General features: G+C 65.8%; 13 protein-coding genes. 10 read left to right on the plus strand and 3 right to left on the minus strand.

The features are described 5' to 3' along the window. Positions 1-123: 123 nt before the first annotated feature. Positions 124-1,392, plus strand: a complete 1,269-nt coding sequence (locus tag AC07ZS_RS14320; RefSeq protein WP_494799211.1) for an RsmB/NOP family class I SAM-dependent RNA methyltransferase — start codon at positions 124-126, stop codon at positions 1,390-1,392. A gap of 167 nt (positions 1,393-1,559) precedes the next feature. Beyond that, positions 1,560-2,786 (plus strand): DesA family fatty acid desaturase, encoded by a 1,227-nt coding sequence (locus AC07ZS_RS14325; protein WP_494799212.1) that lies wholly within the window; start codon positions 1,560-1,562, stop codon positions 2,784-2,786. Between the two features lie 90 nt (positions 2,787-2,876). On the opposite strand, the gene rpmG is transcribed toward AC07ZS_RS14325, so the two are convergent. The 3 genes from rpmG to trxB all read right to left on the minus strand — a co-directional run bounded on the left by rpmG (position 2,877) and on the right by trxB (position 4,442). Further along, positions 2,877-3,047, minus strand: coding sequence for a 50S ribosomal protein L33 (gene rpmG / locus AC07ZS_RS14330; protein ID WP_056269543.1), 171 nt, complete (start codon positions 3,045-3,047; stop codon positions 2,877-2,879). 12 nt (positions 3,048-3,059) lie between these two features. After that, the gene (gene rpmB, locus AC07ZS_RS14335) at positions 3,060-3,293 is read right to left on the minus strand and encodes a 50S ribosomal protein L28 (protein WP_056269541.1); all 234 of its coding nucleotides are present in this window, start codon (positions 3,291-3,293) and stop codon (positions 3,060-3,062) included. A 201-nt stretch (positions 3,294-3,494) separates the two neighbouring features. Beyond that, a complete protein-coding gene (gene trxB, locus AC07ZS_RS14340; protein ID WP_494799213.1) occupies positions 3,495-4,442 on the minus strand; it encodes a thioredoxin-disulfide reductase in 948 nt (315 codons plus the stop codon). Positions 4,443-4,597: 155 nt separating this feature from the next. Between trxB and AC07ZS_RS14345 the strand changes: the two genes are divergently transcribed. The 8 genes from AC07ZS_RS14345 (at position 4,598) to AC07ZS_RS14380 (ending at position 13,481) form a co-directional block, all read left to right on the plus strand. After that, positions 4,598-5,272, plus strand: a complete 675-nt coding sequence (locus AC07ZS_RS14345) for a Crp/Fnr family transcriptional regulator (protein WP_204734019.1) — start codon at positions 4,598-4,600, stop codon at positions 5,270-5,272. An 80-nt stretch (positions 5,273-5,352) separates the two neighbouring features. Continuing rightward, on the plus strand, positions 5,353-7,710 hold the full coding sequence (locus AC07ZS_RS14350) for a DNA translocase FtsK (protein ID WP_494799214.1): 2,358 nt from the start codon (positions 5,353-5,355) through the stop codon (positions 7,708-7,710). A gap of 50 nt (positions 7,711-7,760) precedes the next feature. Then, positions 7,761-8,396: an outer membrane lipoprotein periplasmic chaperone LolA gene (gene lolA, locus AC07ZS_RS14355; RefSeq protein ID WP_494799249.1), complete on the plus strand. Its 636-nt coding sequence runs from the start codon at positions 7,761-7,763 to the stop codon at positions 8,394-8,396. A gap of 10 nt (positions 8,397-8,406) precedes the next feature. Continuing rightward, a complete protein-coding gene (locus AC07ZS_RS14360) occupies positions 8,407-9,699 on the plus strand; it encodes a replication-associated recombination protein A (RefSeq protein WP_494799215.1) in 1,293 nt (430 codons plus the stop codon). Between the two features lie 231 nt (positions 9,700-9,930). Continuing rightward, positions 9,931-10,860 (plus strand): branched-chain amino acid ABC transporter permease, encoded by a 930-nt coding sequence (locus AC07ZS_RS14365; RefSeq protein WP_494799216.1) that lies wholly within the window; start codon positions 9,931-9,933, stop codon positions 10,858-10,860. Positions 10,861-10,878: 18 nt separating this feature from the next. After that, positions 10,879-11,964 carry a branched-chain amino acid ABC transporter permease gene (locus AC07ZS_RS14370; RefSeq protein WP_494799217.1) on the plus strand — a complete coding sequence of 362 codons (1,086 nt, stop codon included), beginning with the start codon at positions 10,879-10,881 and terminating at the stop codon, positions 11,962-11,964. 13 nt (positions 11,965-11,977) lie between these two features. Beyond that, the gene (locus tag AC07ZS_RS14375) at positions 11,978-12,748 is read left to right on the plus strand and encodes an ABC transporter ATP-binding protein (RefSeq protein ID WP_494799218.1); all 771 of its coding nucleotides are present in this window, start codon (positions 11,978-11,980) and stop codon (positions 12,746-12,748) included. 16 nt (positions 12,749-12,764) lie between these two features. Beyond that, positions 12,765-13,481 carry an ABC transporter ATP-binding protein gene (locus AC07ZS_RS14380; RefSeq protein ID WP_494799219.1) on the plus strand — a complete coding sequence of 239 codons (717 nt, stop codon included), beginning with the start codon at positions 12,765-12,767 and terminating at the stop codon, positions 13,479-13,481. Positions 13,482-13,552 lie beyond the last annotated feature (71 nt).

The following is a 13,552-nucleotide window of genomic DNA, read 5'->3' on the forward strand; positions in this document are numbered from 1 at the left end:
GCAGGAAGCCGGGCCGGCGAACCAGCCTCGGCCAGAGATGCCGAGGATCCAGCTTTGCCGGTCCCAGGCATCGTCCCCCTTGGGGGAAGCCGCGCAGCGGCGCAGGGGGTGACAATACCGCCTATGCACCCCAAAGCCCTCCTGGACGAAAGCGCCAGCCTGATCGAGCAGGTCTTCAAGTTCGAGCACCCCGCCGACGCGGTCGTCGCGCGCCATTTCCGTGAAAACCGTTCCCTGGGCCCGCGCGAGCGGGCCACGCTGTCCGACACGGTCTACGCCATCCTGCGCGAACGCCTCAAGCTGGAGTGGCTGGCCCGCTCCGGCAGCGGTTCCAAGTGGCGCCGGCTGGCGATCCTGGCGTTTCCGGGCGACCGCGATTTCGTCAAGAGCGCGTTGACCGACGCTGAAAAAACCTGGCTCGACCACTGCGACGCCGTCACCGACGCCGACCTGTTGGCGCCGCACCGCCACAACCTGCCCGACTGGCTGGCCACGGCCCTGCGCGAGCAGGTGGGCGATGAATTCGACGCCCTGGCGGCCAGCCTGAACCAGCCCGCGCCCCTGGATCTGCGGGTGAACGTGCTCAAGGCCAAGCGCGACGCCGCCCTGGCCGGCCTTCAGAAAGCCGGGCTCACAGGCGCGGCCACCCCTTATTCGCCCTTGGGCATCCGCCTGCAGGGCAAGCCCTCGCTGGCCAAACTGCCGGCCTTCGTGCAGGGCGAGGTGGAGGTGCAGGACGAGGGCTCGCAGCTGCTGGCCCTGCTGCTGGATGCCAAGCGCGGCGAGATGGTGGTCGATTTCTGCGCCGGCGCCGGCGGCAAGACCCTGGCCATCGGCGCGGCCATGCGCAACAGCGGCCGCTTGTACGCCTTCGACACCTCCGGCCACCGGCTCGATGCGCTCAAGCCCCGCCTGGCGCGCAGCGGGCTGTCCAACGTGCACCCGGTGGCGATCGCCCACGAGCGCGACGACCGCATCAAGCGCCTGGCGGGCAAGATCGACCGCGTGCTCGTGGACGCCCCCTGTTCGGGCCTGGGCACCCTGCGGCGCAGCCCGGACCTGAAATGGCGCCAGACGCCGCAGACCGTCGCCGCCCAGGCCGAGCTGCAACTGGCCATCCTGAACAGCGCGGCGCGCCTGCTCAAGCCCGGCGGGCGGCTGGTGTACGCCACCTGCAGCCTGCTCCAGGCCGAAAACGAAGCCGTCTGCGCGGCGTTCGGGCCGGCCCATCCAGACTTCGAGCCGGTGCCGGTGGCTGGTCTGCTGGAGGGGGTGCACGTTTCCGGGGCTTCAGGCCTGTGTGCCGGCGAGAACGGCGATTGGCTGCGTTTGTGGCCACATCGGCACGCAACAGACGGCTTTTTTGCTGCCGTTTGGCGGAAAAGGGCTTGAATTGCATCCAGGCTGCCTGAAATAAAGGCTTAAGTTTTCATCCCGGGCCGTCCATGGGTTGGTGATTTGCACCCCCGGCCTTAAAATCCAGGCTTCGCTGGCCCACACCGCCCATGGGCTTGGCGCCCCTCCATGTCCGTGACCCAGGGCGGTCTTTTAGGAACTCCATGTTTTCTTCCGATTCCGGAATCTTTTCTGCTGTCTGGGATGGCCTGATCCAGTTTCTGGCCCACGGCCTGACGGGCGCGGCCTGGTGGCAGGTGCTCATCGTGGCGCTGGTGTTCACGCACATCACGATCGCCAGCGTCACCATCTACCTGCACCGCCATTCCGCGCACCGGTCGCTGGACCTGCACCCCATCGCCTCGCACTTCTTCCGCTTCTGGCTCTGGATGACCACGGGCATGGTCACCAAGGAATGGACGGCCATCCACCGCAAGCACCACGCCAAATGCGAGCACGAGGGTGATCCGCACAGCCCACACATCTTCGGCATCAAGAAGGTCTTCTACGAGGGCGCCGAACTCTATCGGGCCGAAGCCAAGAACGCCGAAACCATGGAGCGTTACGGCCACAACACGCCGAACGACTGGATCGAGAAAAACCTCTACACCGGCCGCTCGCGCCTGGGCGTGAGCCTGATGCTGATCATCAACGTGGCGCTGTTCGGCGTGCTGGGCCTGTCGGTCTGGGCGCTGCAGATGGCCTGGATTCCGATCACCGCCGCCGGCATCATCAACGGCATCGGCCACTGGTGGGGCTACCGCAACTTCGAGGCCGCCGACGGCAGCACCAACGTGTCGCCCTGGGGCATCATCATCGGTGGCGAAGAGCTGCACAACAACCACCACACCTACCCGACCTCGGCCAAGCTGTCGGTCAAGCCTTACGAGTTCGACATCGGCTGGATGTACATCACCATGCTGAAGTCCGTGGGCCTGGCCTCGGTGAAGAAGGTGCCGCCGAAGATGGCTTATGGCGCTGTGCGCCCCGTGGCCGACGAGAAGACGCTGGAGGCGATCATCGCCAACCGCTACGAGGTGATGGCGGGCTATGCACGCGAAATGCGCGTTGCCTGCCAGCAAGAGCTCGAAGCCCTGAAGCAGCGCCGCGGCGACGCCACCGTGCTGCAGGCCGCGCGCCGCTGGCTGCACCGCGACGACGACAAGGTGCCCGCCAACGTCAAGCCCCAGCTGGCCCAGGTGCGCGCCGAGCACCCGGTGCTCGACAAGATGGTGACCATGCGCGAAGAGTTGCGCGCCCTGTGGTCGAGCACGAACGCCACCCGCGAGCAGCTCGCCGTGGACCTGCAGGCCTGGTGCCGCCGTGCGGAAGAGAGCGGCATCGCCGCGTTGCGCGACTTCTCGATCCGCCTGCGCTCTGCCCATGCCTGATTGACCCATCTCGGCGCCGCGGCTGCGGCGCCCAGGCAACAAAAAACCCGCTGTTTTCACAGCGGGTTTTTTGTTGGGGAATCGGCTCGATTACTTGAGCTTGATTTCCTTGTAGTCCACGTGCTTGCGAGCCTTCGGATCAAATTTCTTGATCAGCATCTTCTCGGGCGTGGTCTTCTTGTTCTTGGTGGTGGTGTAGAAGTGGCCGGTTCCAGCGGTGGATTCCAGCTTGATCTTCTCGCGTGCGCCTTTGGTTGCCATGTTTGGTTCTCCTTAAGCTTGACCGCGTGCGCGCAGGTCGGCGAGCACGGCGTCAATGCCGTTTTTGTCGATCAGGCGCAGGGCGGCACCGGAGACGCGCAGACGCACCCAGCGGTTTTCGCTCTCGACCCAGAAACGGCGGTATTGCAGGTTCGGCAGGAACCGGCGCTTGGTTTTGTTGTTGGCGTGGGAAACGTTGTTCCCGACCATGGGCTTCTTGCCCGTGACGTCGCAGACGCGTGCCATGAGGACACTCCGATCATTCAAACAGCTGTGGAACGCAAGCCGGAGGTGTCTCCGTGCCGGCCCATCAGCCTCACCTCGCCAGGAAAGGGTGGCGGTAACCCGAATCTGCTTCGTGCCCGGGCAAGCCGGTAAATCTCAGCAAAGCCCGCAATTATAGCCAACTGCCGGCCAGGCCGCCAGGGCCGGCCGTCAGCCCCGCTGTCAGACGGCGTTCTGCTCCAGGAAGCGCTGGGCGTCCAGGGCGGCCATGCAGCCGGTGCCGGCGCTGGTAATAGCCTGGCGGTACACGTGGTCCTGCACGTCGCCGGCGGCGAACACGCCCGGCACGCTGGTCATGGTGGCCATGCCCTGCAGGCCCGAACGGGTCGTGATGTAGCCGTCCTTCATCTCCAGCTGGCCCTGGAAGATGTCGGTGTTGGGCTGGTGGCCGATGGCGATGAAGCAGCCCTTGACCGCGAGGTCTTCGGTCGCGCCGGTCTTCACGCTCTTCAGGCGCACACCGGTCACGCCGGTCGGGTCGCCCAGCACCTCGTCCAGGGTGCTGTGCAGCTTGAGCTCGATCTTGCCGGCGGCCACTTTGTCCATCAGCTTGTCGACCAGGATGGCCTCGGCCTTGAAGGTGTCGCGGCGGTGGACCAGGGTGACCTTGCTGGCGATGTTGGACAGGTAGAGCGCTTCTTCCACGGCGGTGTTGCCGCCGCCGACCACGCTGACTTCCTGGCCGCGGTAGAAGAAGCCGTCGCAGGTGGCGCAGCCCGACACACCCTTGCCCATGAAGGCTTCCTCGGAGGGCAGGCCCAGGTATTTGGCCGACGCGCCGGTGGCGATGATGAGCGCGTCGCAGCTGTATTCGCCGCTGTCGCCCGTGAGCACGAACGGCCGCTTCGAGAAATCGACCTTGTTGATGTGATCGAAGATGATTTCGGTCTTGAAGCGCTCGGCATGGGCCAGGAAGCGCTGCATCAGATCGGGGCCCTGGACGCCGTCGGCGTCGGCGGGCCAGTTGTCGACATCGGTCGTGGTCATGAGCTGGCCGCCCTGGGCGATGCCGGTGATGAGCACGGGGTTGAGGTTGGCGCGCGCGGCGTAGACGGCGGCGGTGTAGCCGGCAGGGCCCGAACCCAGGATGAGGACTTTCGCGTGTTTCATGTTCAGCGCCCCATCGAATTTGGGGCCAAGTGGTTTAGAGTCGGTGGTTATATGGGTGCGCTTGCGGGCAAGACCAGTGCCGTTTGGCGCCCGATGTGTGCGAATCATTGTATGAAAGAGCGCCGCGCGCGCCGTCCCAACCAAGGAATACACGCATGTCTCTCCTGTCCAATCTCGATCTGATCCGCCGGGTTCCGCTGTTTTCCACCTTGACCCAGGCGCAGGCCGAGTCGGTGGCGGATTCCGTGGTCAAGCGGCGCTTCAAGCGGGGGGAGTGCATCGTCGAGCAGGGCAAGAAGTCCAATTGCCTGGCCATCGTGCTGACCGGGCGCGCGCGCGTGGTGACCACCGACACCCGGGGGCGCGAGGTCATCCTGGCGACCATGAACCCGGGCGACTACGTGGGCGAGATGAGCCTGATCGACAACCAGCCGCATTCGGCCACCGTGCGCGCCGAGGTGCAGACCGACGTGCTGATCCTGGGACGCACCGAATTCGCGCGCTGTTTGCCGGAAAACACCTCCATGGCCTACGCGGTCATGCGCGGCCTGGTGCAGCGCCTGCGCCACGCGGACCGCAAGATCGAGTCGCTCGCGCTGATGGACGTGTACGGCCGCGTCGCCCGCGCCCTGCTGGAGTTTGCCCAGCCCGACAAGGACGGCGTGCTGACCATCAAGGACCGGGTCTCGCGCCAGGACGTGGCCAAGATGATCGGAGCTTCCCGCGAGATGGTCAGCCGGGTCATGAAGGACCTGGAAGACCGGGGCTTCATCGAGGTGACGGAAGAGGGCAGCACGGTCATCAAGGAGCGCCTCAACTCGCTCGGTTGAGGCGGCTTTTGCGCCCTGCCGGCAGTGACCGGCTGGTTACAGTCATGGGGTAAGCTTGTCGCTGGATTTCAGCGAGGCCTATGACTTATTCACTCAACACCCTCAACGCCGACCGCAGTGCAGCGGCGCCAGCGGGTGTGTCCCGGTTTGCCCAGGAAATCGGCCTGGTGCTGGGCGCTGCGGCGCTCGCGTTCTGGTTGCTGGCATTGCTCACCCATTCCCTGGCCGATCCCGCCTGGAGCACCACCGGCACGTCCGCCGAGGTGGGCAACTGGGGTGGCCGCCTGGGCGCCCTGCTGTCGGACTGGAGTTATTACCTGCTCGGCTTCTCGGTCTGGTGGTTGTTTCTTGCTGGGGTGCGGGCCTGGCTGTCCACGCTGGCGCGCTGGATCCGCGGTGCGCAAGGCACCGAAGATGACGTGGTCACAGGTGACCGGCTCTGGCATCGTCCGTGGGCGCGTCGCGCGCTGTTCTGGCTGGCCTTGGTGACCCTGATGGCGGCCAGCACGGTGCTGGAATGGAGCCGTCTCTACCGCCTGGAGGCCGCGTTGCCCGACCACGCGGGCGGCGTGCTGGGTCATGCACTGGGCCCGGTGGCCATGCGCTGGCTGGGCTTCACCGGTTCGGCGCTGGCCATGCTGGCTGTGCTGCTGGTGTGCCTGCCCACCGTCTTCCGCTTCTCCTGGGGCCACTGGGCCGAGGAAGTCGGGCACACCCTGGACGGCTGGTTCGAGGCCCGGCGCGAGAAGCGCGAGGCGGTGGAAGATCAGCGCATCGGCGAGAAGGCCGCGCGCGAGCGCGAAGAGGTGGTGAAGGTCGAGCGCGTCGAGATCGAGGAACACCACCCGGTGCCCGTGGTGATCGAACCCACGCTGGTCGATGTGCCCAAGAGCGAGCGCGTGGCCAAGGAGCGCCAGAAGCCGCTGTTCACCGAGCTGCCCGACAGCAAGCTGCCGCAGGTGGATCTGCTCGACAGCGCACCCTTGCACCAGGCCGGGGTGGACAGCCAGACGCTGGAGATGACCAGCCGGTTGATCGAGAAGAAGCTCAAGGACTTCGGCGTGGAGGTGCGCGTGGTGGCGGCCGCCCCGGGTCCGGTGATCACGCGTTACGAGATCGAACCCGCCACCGGCGTGAAGGGTTCGCAGATCGTCAACCTCGGGCGCGACCTGGCCCGTTCGCTGTCGCTGGTGTCGATCCGCGTGATCGAGACCATTCCCGGCAAGAACCTGATGGCGCTGGAGCTGCCCAACGCCAAGCGCCAGACCATCAAGCTCAGCGAGATCCTGGGTTCGCAGGTCTACAACGACGCCAAGTCCATGCTGACCATGGGCCTGGGCAAGGACATCGGCGGCCAGCCCGTGGTGGCCGACCTCGCGAAGATGCCGCACTGCCTGGTGGCCGGTACCACCGGCTCGGGCAAGTCGGTCGGCATCAACGCGATGATCCTCTCGCTGCTCTACAAGGCCGACGCGCGCGACGTGCGCCTGCTGCTGATCGACCCCAAGATGCTGGAGATGAGCGTCTACGAGGGCATCCCGCACCTGCTCGCACCGGTCGTGACGGACATGAAGCACGCGGCCAACGGCCTGAACTGGTGCGTGGCCGAGATGGAGAAGCGCTACAAGCTCATGAGCAAGATGGGCGTGCGCAACCTGGCGGGCTTCAACACCAAGATCGACGACGCCACGGCGCGCGGCGAGATCATCGGCAACCCGTTCAGCCTCACGCCGGAGCAGCCCGAACCGCTGGAGCGCCTGCCCTACATCGTGGTCGTGATCGACGAACTCGCCGACCTGATGATGGTGGTGGGCAAGAAGATCGAGGAACTGATCGCCCGCCTGGCGCAGAAGGCGCGCGCGGCCGGCATCCACCTGATCCTGGCCACCCAGCGCCCCAGCGTGGACGTGATCACCGGCCTGATCAAGGCCAACATTCCCACGCGCCTGTCGTTCCAGGTCAGCAGCAAGATCGACAGCCGCACCATCCTCGACCAGATGGGCGCCGAAAGCCTGCTGGGCATGGGCGACATGCTGTACATGCCTTCCGGCACAGGCTTCCCGATCCGCGTGCACGGCGCTTTCGTTAGCGACGACGAAGTGCACCGCGTGGTGGCCTACCTGAAGGAACAGGGTGGCGAGCCCAACTACATCGACGGCGTGCTGGAAAGCAGCCTGGGCGACGGCGAGGGCGGCGACCTGTTCGGCGAGGGCGGCGGAGAAGGAGGCAGCGGCGAGAAGGACGCCCTGTACGACCAGGCCGTCGAGATCGTGCTCAAGGACCGCAAGGCCAGCATCTCCTATGTGCAACGCAAGCTGAAGATTGGTTACAACCGCGCGGCGCGCTTGCTGGAGGACATGGAGAACGCCGGGCTGGTCAGCGCGCTCACCTCCAGCGGCCAGCGCGACATTCTGGTGCCCTCGCGCAGCGGGGAATGAGTCCCGCCGGCCTGCAACCAAGTCGGCGCAACCGGATCACACCCTCCATGATCAAGTCACTTTTCACCTCCTGCGCGCTGGCGCTGGCCGCGTTCGCCGCCCACGCCGACGGCCTGCAAGATCTCGAGAAATTCCTGCGCGAAGTGGACAGCGGCAAGGCCGGCTTCACCCAGGTCGTCACCTCGCCCAAGCGCGCCAGCGACACCGTGGCGCGCAGCAAGACCTCCAGCGGCACGTTCGAGTTCCTGCGACCCAACCGCTTCCGTTTCGTGTACGCCAAGCCATTCGAGCAGACCATCGTGGCCGACGGCCAGACCCTGTGGCTGCACGACGTGGACCTGAACCAGGTGACGTCGCGCTCGCAGAAGGAAGCCCTGGGCAGCACACCGGCCGCGCTGATCGCCGCCGGGGCCGACCTCAAGGGGCTTTCGGAGGCGTTCGAGCTCAAACCGGCCGCCGCCCGCGACGGCCTGGAGTGGGTGGAAGCGCGCCCGAAAGACCGCAACGGCCAGTTGCAGGTGGTGCGCGTGGGCTTCCGCCAGGGCCAGCTCTCGGTGCTCGACATCGAGGACAGCCTGGGCCAGCGCTCGGTGCTCAGCTTCAACAACTGGCAGGCCAACGCCCCATTGAAGGCCGGGGACTTCAAGTTCCAGCCGCCCCCGGGCGCCGCCGTCATCAAGCCCTGACCGCTTCGCCGTGTCGACCGCCAGTACCCACGTGCCCCTGGCCGAGCGCCTGCGCCCGCGTTCGCTCGCCGAGGTGATTGGCCAGCAGCACATGCTGGGCGAAGGCATGGCCCTGCGCCTGGCCTTCGAGTCGGGCCAGCCGCACAGCTGCATCCTCTGGGGCCCGCCGGGCGTGGGTAAGACCACCATCGCCCGCCTGATGGCCGACGCGTTCGATGCCCAGTTCATCACCATCAGCGCGGTGCTGGGTGGGGTCAAGGACATCCGCGAGGCGGTGGAGCGGGCCGAGGCGGCGCGCAGCGGGCTCTCGCCCCAGCGCACCATCCTGTTCGTGGACGAGGTGCACCGCTTCAACAAGAGCCAGCAGGACGCCTTCCTGCCGCACGTGGAAAGCGGCCTGTTCACCTTCATCGGTGCCACCACCGAAAACCCGTCCTTCGAGGTCAATTCGGCGCTGCTCTCGCGGGCGGCCGTCTACGTGCTGCGGCCCCTGTCGGAAGACGATTTGCGCCAGATCGTGGTCAAGGCCCAGGCGATCGATGCGGTGCCGTCGATCGAACCGGTGGCCGTGGACCGCCTCATCGCGTACGCCGACGGCGATGCCCGCCGGCTGCTCAACACCCTGGAAACCCTGGCGGTCGCTGCCGGGCGCGAAAAGCTCGCCGAAGTGAGCGACGCCTGGCTGCTCAAGGTGCTGGGCGAGCGCATGCGCCGCTACGACAAGGGCGGCGAACAGTTCTACGACACCATCAGTGCCCTGCACAAAAGCGTGCGCGGTTCCGACCCGGATGCCGCGCTGTACTGGTTCGTGCGCATGCTCGACGGCGGCGCCGAGCCCCGGTACATGGCGCGCCGCCTGATCCGCATGGCCAGCGAGGACATCGGTCTGGCCGACCCGCGCGCCCTGCGCCTGGCGCTGGACGCGGCCGAGGTGTACGAACGCCTGGGCAGCCCCGAGGGCGAGCTGGCCCTGGCCCAGTGCGTGGTGTACCTGGCGGTGGCGCCCAAGTCCAACGCGGTCTACAAGGCCTTCAACGAAGCCAAGGCCTTCGTCAAGAAGGACGGCACCCGCCCCGTGCCCATGCATTTGCGCAACGCGCCGACCAAGCTCATGAAGTCGCTGGACTACGGCAAGGGCTACCGCTACGCGCACGATGAGGAAGGGGGCTTCGCCGCCGGCGAACGCTACCTGCCCGACGGCATGGCCGACCCGGGCTTCTACCGCCCGGTGGAGCGCGGGCTGGAATTGCGCATCGGCGACAAGCTGCGCGAGCTGCGGAAGCTCAACAATCAAAAAGACTAATGCACCTCCAATCGCGCTGATGCGGTCTGGGGAGTTGCACCTAAAGCGAGGGTAAACCCGCGTCCGCTAAGGGCTTACACGTATGTGGGCCCGAAAAGCCACCCCTACAATCCGTTCACCAACCCGCAGTCATCCTGTTTCAAGGTCATGTCTGGCGGGTTTTTTGCTAGGTCAAAGCGGGCCGGCGTCACAAGCGCTTCCCGGCCTGTCACAAAACACGGAGAAACATTCATGGAAGTTTTGCTGCAGCAGATCATCAACGGTCTGGTGTTGGGCAGTATGTACGCGCTGGTGGCCCTGGGATACACCATGGTGTACGGCATCATCGGCCTGATCAACTTTGCGCACGGCGACGTGCTGATGGTCGGGGCCCTCACCAGCTGGACCGTCATCGGCTGGATGATGAATGCGTCCACCGGCCTGCCGACCTGGCTGATTCTCTTCCTCGCCACCATCATCGCCATGGTGGTCTGCGCCACGCTCAACTTCACGATCGAGAAACTGGCCTACCGGCCGTTGCGCAACTCGAACCGACTCGCCCCCCTGATCACTGCCATTGGCATGTCATTGCTTTTGCAGACCTTCGCCATGATCATCTGGGCACCCAACCCCAAGTCCTATCCCTCGATGCTGTCGCGGGAACCGATCGCCATCGGTGGCGCGGTCGTTTCGGTCACGCAGGTCGTGATCCTGGCCACCACGGCGGTCACGCTGGCCTTCCTCATGTGGCTGGTCAACCGCACCAACCTGGGTCGCGCCATGCGGGCCACGGCCGAGAACCCGCGCGTGGCCGCGCTCATGGGCATCAAGCCCGACGTGGTCATCTCCGCCACCTTCATCATCGGCGCCATGCTCGCGGCCATCGCGGGCGTGATGTGGGCTTCCAACTACGGCACGGTGCAGCACGCCATGGGCTTCATGCCCGGCCTGAAAGCCTTCGTGGCCGCCGTCATGGGCGGCATCGGCAACCTCGCCGGTGCGGTGGTCGGGGGCATTGCGCTCGGCCTGATCGAATCGCTGGGGGCCGGCTACCTCGGCAAGCTCACCGGGGGCGTGCTGGGCAGCCAGTACACCGACATCTTCGCCTTCATCGTGCTGGCCATCGTGCTCACGCTGCGTCCTTCGGGGCTGCTGGGTGAACGTGTGGCGGACCGTGCCTGACCGTCCGGGAGAAACACCATGATGAACACCAAAACCGGCAAGCTGATCATCTTCCTGATCGCAGCCGCGGCCTTGCTGCTGCTGCCCATCATCCTGCAATCCACCGGCAGCAATTCCTGGGTGCGCATTGTCGACATCGCGCTGATGTACGTGCTGCTGGCCCTCGGCCTGAACATCGTGGTCGGCTACGCCGGCCTGCTGGACCTGGGCTACATCGCGTTCTTCGCGGTGGGGGCCTATGTGTTCGCCTTGCTGGGCTCGCCCCACCTCGCTGACACCTTTCCGGCCATCAAGGCGATGTTCCCCAACGGCCTGCACTACAACATCTGGCTGGTGATGATCCTCGCGGCGGCGGTCGCGGGGGTGGTCGGCATGATCCTGGGAGCGCCCACGCTCAAGCTGCGCGGCGACTACCTGGCCATCATCACCCTGGGCTTCGGCGAGATCATCCGCATCTTCCTGCTGAACATGGACCGCCCGTTGAACATCACCAACGGCCCCAAAGGCATCAGCCAGATCGACACCATCTCCGTCTTCGGCCTCGATCTCGGCAAGCGACTGACCATCGGTGACTACACCTTCCAGCCGGTCACGCTGTACTACTACCTGTTCCTGTTCTTCGTGGTGCTGGCCATCGTCATTTCCTACCGCCTGCAGGACTCGCGCATCGGCCGTGCCTGGATGGCCATCCGCGAAGACGAGATCGCCGCCAAGGCCATGGGCCTGAACACCCGCAACCTCAAGCTGCTGGCCTTCGGCATGGGCGCGTCCTTCGGTGGCGTCTCCGGTGTGCTGTTCGCCTCGTTCCAGCGCTTCGTCTCGCCCGAGTCCTTCTCGCTGATGGAATCGGTGATGGTGGTGGCCATGGTGGTGCTGGGTGGCATCGGACACATCCCGGGCGTGGTGCTGGGTGCCCTGCTGCTCGCCGGCTTGCCCGAGGTGCTGCGCCATGTGGCGCACCCGCTGACCGAACTGACCGGCGGTCGCCTTGGCCCTGAGATCCTGCGCCAACTGCTGATCGCGCTGGCCATGGTGATCGTGATGCTGCTGCGCCCCAGGGGCTTGTGGCCCTCGCCCGAGCACGGCAAGTCCCTGTCCAAGTAAGCGGAGCATTCACATGAGCGACACCATTCTCAAAGTGGCGAATGTCTCCAAGCGCTTTGGCGGCCTGCAGGCGCTGAGCGATGTGGGCATCGAAATCAAGCGCGGCCAGGTCTATGGCCTGATCGGCCCCAACGGCGCCGGCAAGACGACGTTCTTCAACGTGCTGACCGGTCTGTACACGCCCGACAGCGGCTCCTTTGAACTCGCAGGCAAACCGTACACGCCCACGGCCGTGCACGAGGTGGCCAAGGCCGGCATCGCACGCACGTTCCAGAACATCCGGCTGTTCGCCGAGATGACGGCGCTGGAAAACGTCATGGTCGGGCGCCACGTGCGCACGCATTCGGGCCTCATCGGTGCCGTGCTGCGCACGCCGGGTTTCAAGCGCGAGGAGGCCGCGATCACGGCGCGCGCACGCGAGCTGCTGGCCTATGTGGGCATCGAGAAGTTCGCCGACTACAAGTCGCGCACGCTCAGCTACGGTGACCAGCGCCGCCTGGAAATCGCGCGCGCCCTGGCCACCGACCCGCAGCTGATCGCGCTGGACGAACCCGCCGCCGGCATGAACGCCACCGAAAAGGTGCAACTGCGCGAGCTGATCGACCGCATCCGCAAGGACGACCGCACCATCCTGCTGATCGAGCACGACGTGAAGCTGGTGATGGGCCTGTGCGACCGCGTGACCGTGCTCGACTACGGCAAGCAGCTCGCCTCCGGCTCACCGGCCGACGTGCAGAAGGACCCCAAGGTGATCGAGGCCTACCTCGGCACCGGCGGCCACTGATCAAGGATTGACCCAAATGGCAAACACACTCCTCAAAGTCAGCGGTCTGAAGGTCGCATACGGCGGTATCAAGGCCGTCAAAGGCATCGATCTCGAGGTGCGCGAAGGTGAGCTGATCTCGCTCATCGGCTCCAACGGTGCCGGCAAGACCACCACGATGAAGGCCGTCACCGGCTCGCTCGCCTACGAGGCCGGCGACATCGAATACCTGGGCAAGAGCATCAAGGGCAAGGGCGCGTGGGACCTGGTGAAACAAGGTCTGGCCATGGTGCCGGAAGGCCGTGGCGTGTTCACCCGCATGACCATCACCGAGAACCTGCAGATGGGCGCCTACATCCGCAAGGACAAGGCCGGCATCGCACAGGACATCGAGAAGATGTTCGGCATCTTCCCGCGCCTGCGCGAGCGCAAGGACCAGCTGGCCGGCACCATGAGCGGCGGCGAGCAGCAGATGCTGGCCATGGCGCGCGCGCTCATGAGCCAGCCCAAGGTGCTGCTGCTCGACGAGCCGTCCATGGGCCTGTCGCCCATCATGGTGGACAAGATCTTCGAGGTCGTGCGCGACGTCTCCGCCCAGGGCGTGACCATCCTGCTGGTGGAGCAGAACGCCCGCCGCGCGCTGCAGATCGCCGACCGCGGCTACGTGATGGACTCGGGCGAGATCATCATGACCGGCGTGGGCCGCGACATGCTCGACGACCCCAAGGTGCGCGCCGCCTACCTCGGCGAATGACACGAATTCGGCCCCGATCGGGCCGAAAACTACAATCATGGGTTGCGCACCTCGGTGCCCAACCCATTTTT

Source organism: Hydrogenophaga sp. GW456-12-10-14-TSB4 (assembly GCF_059424305.1).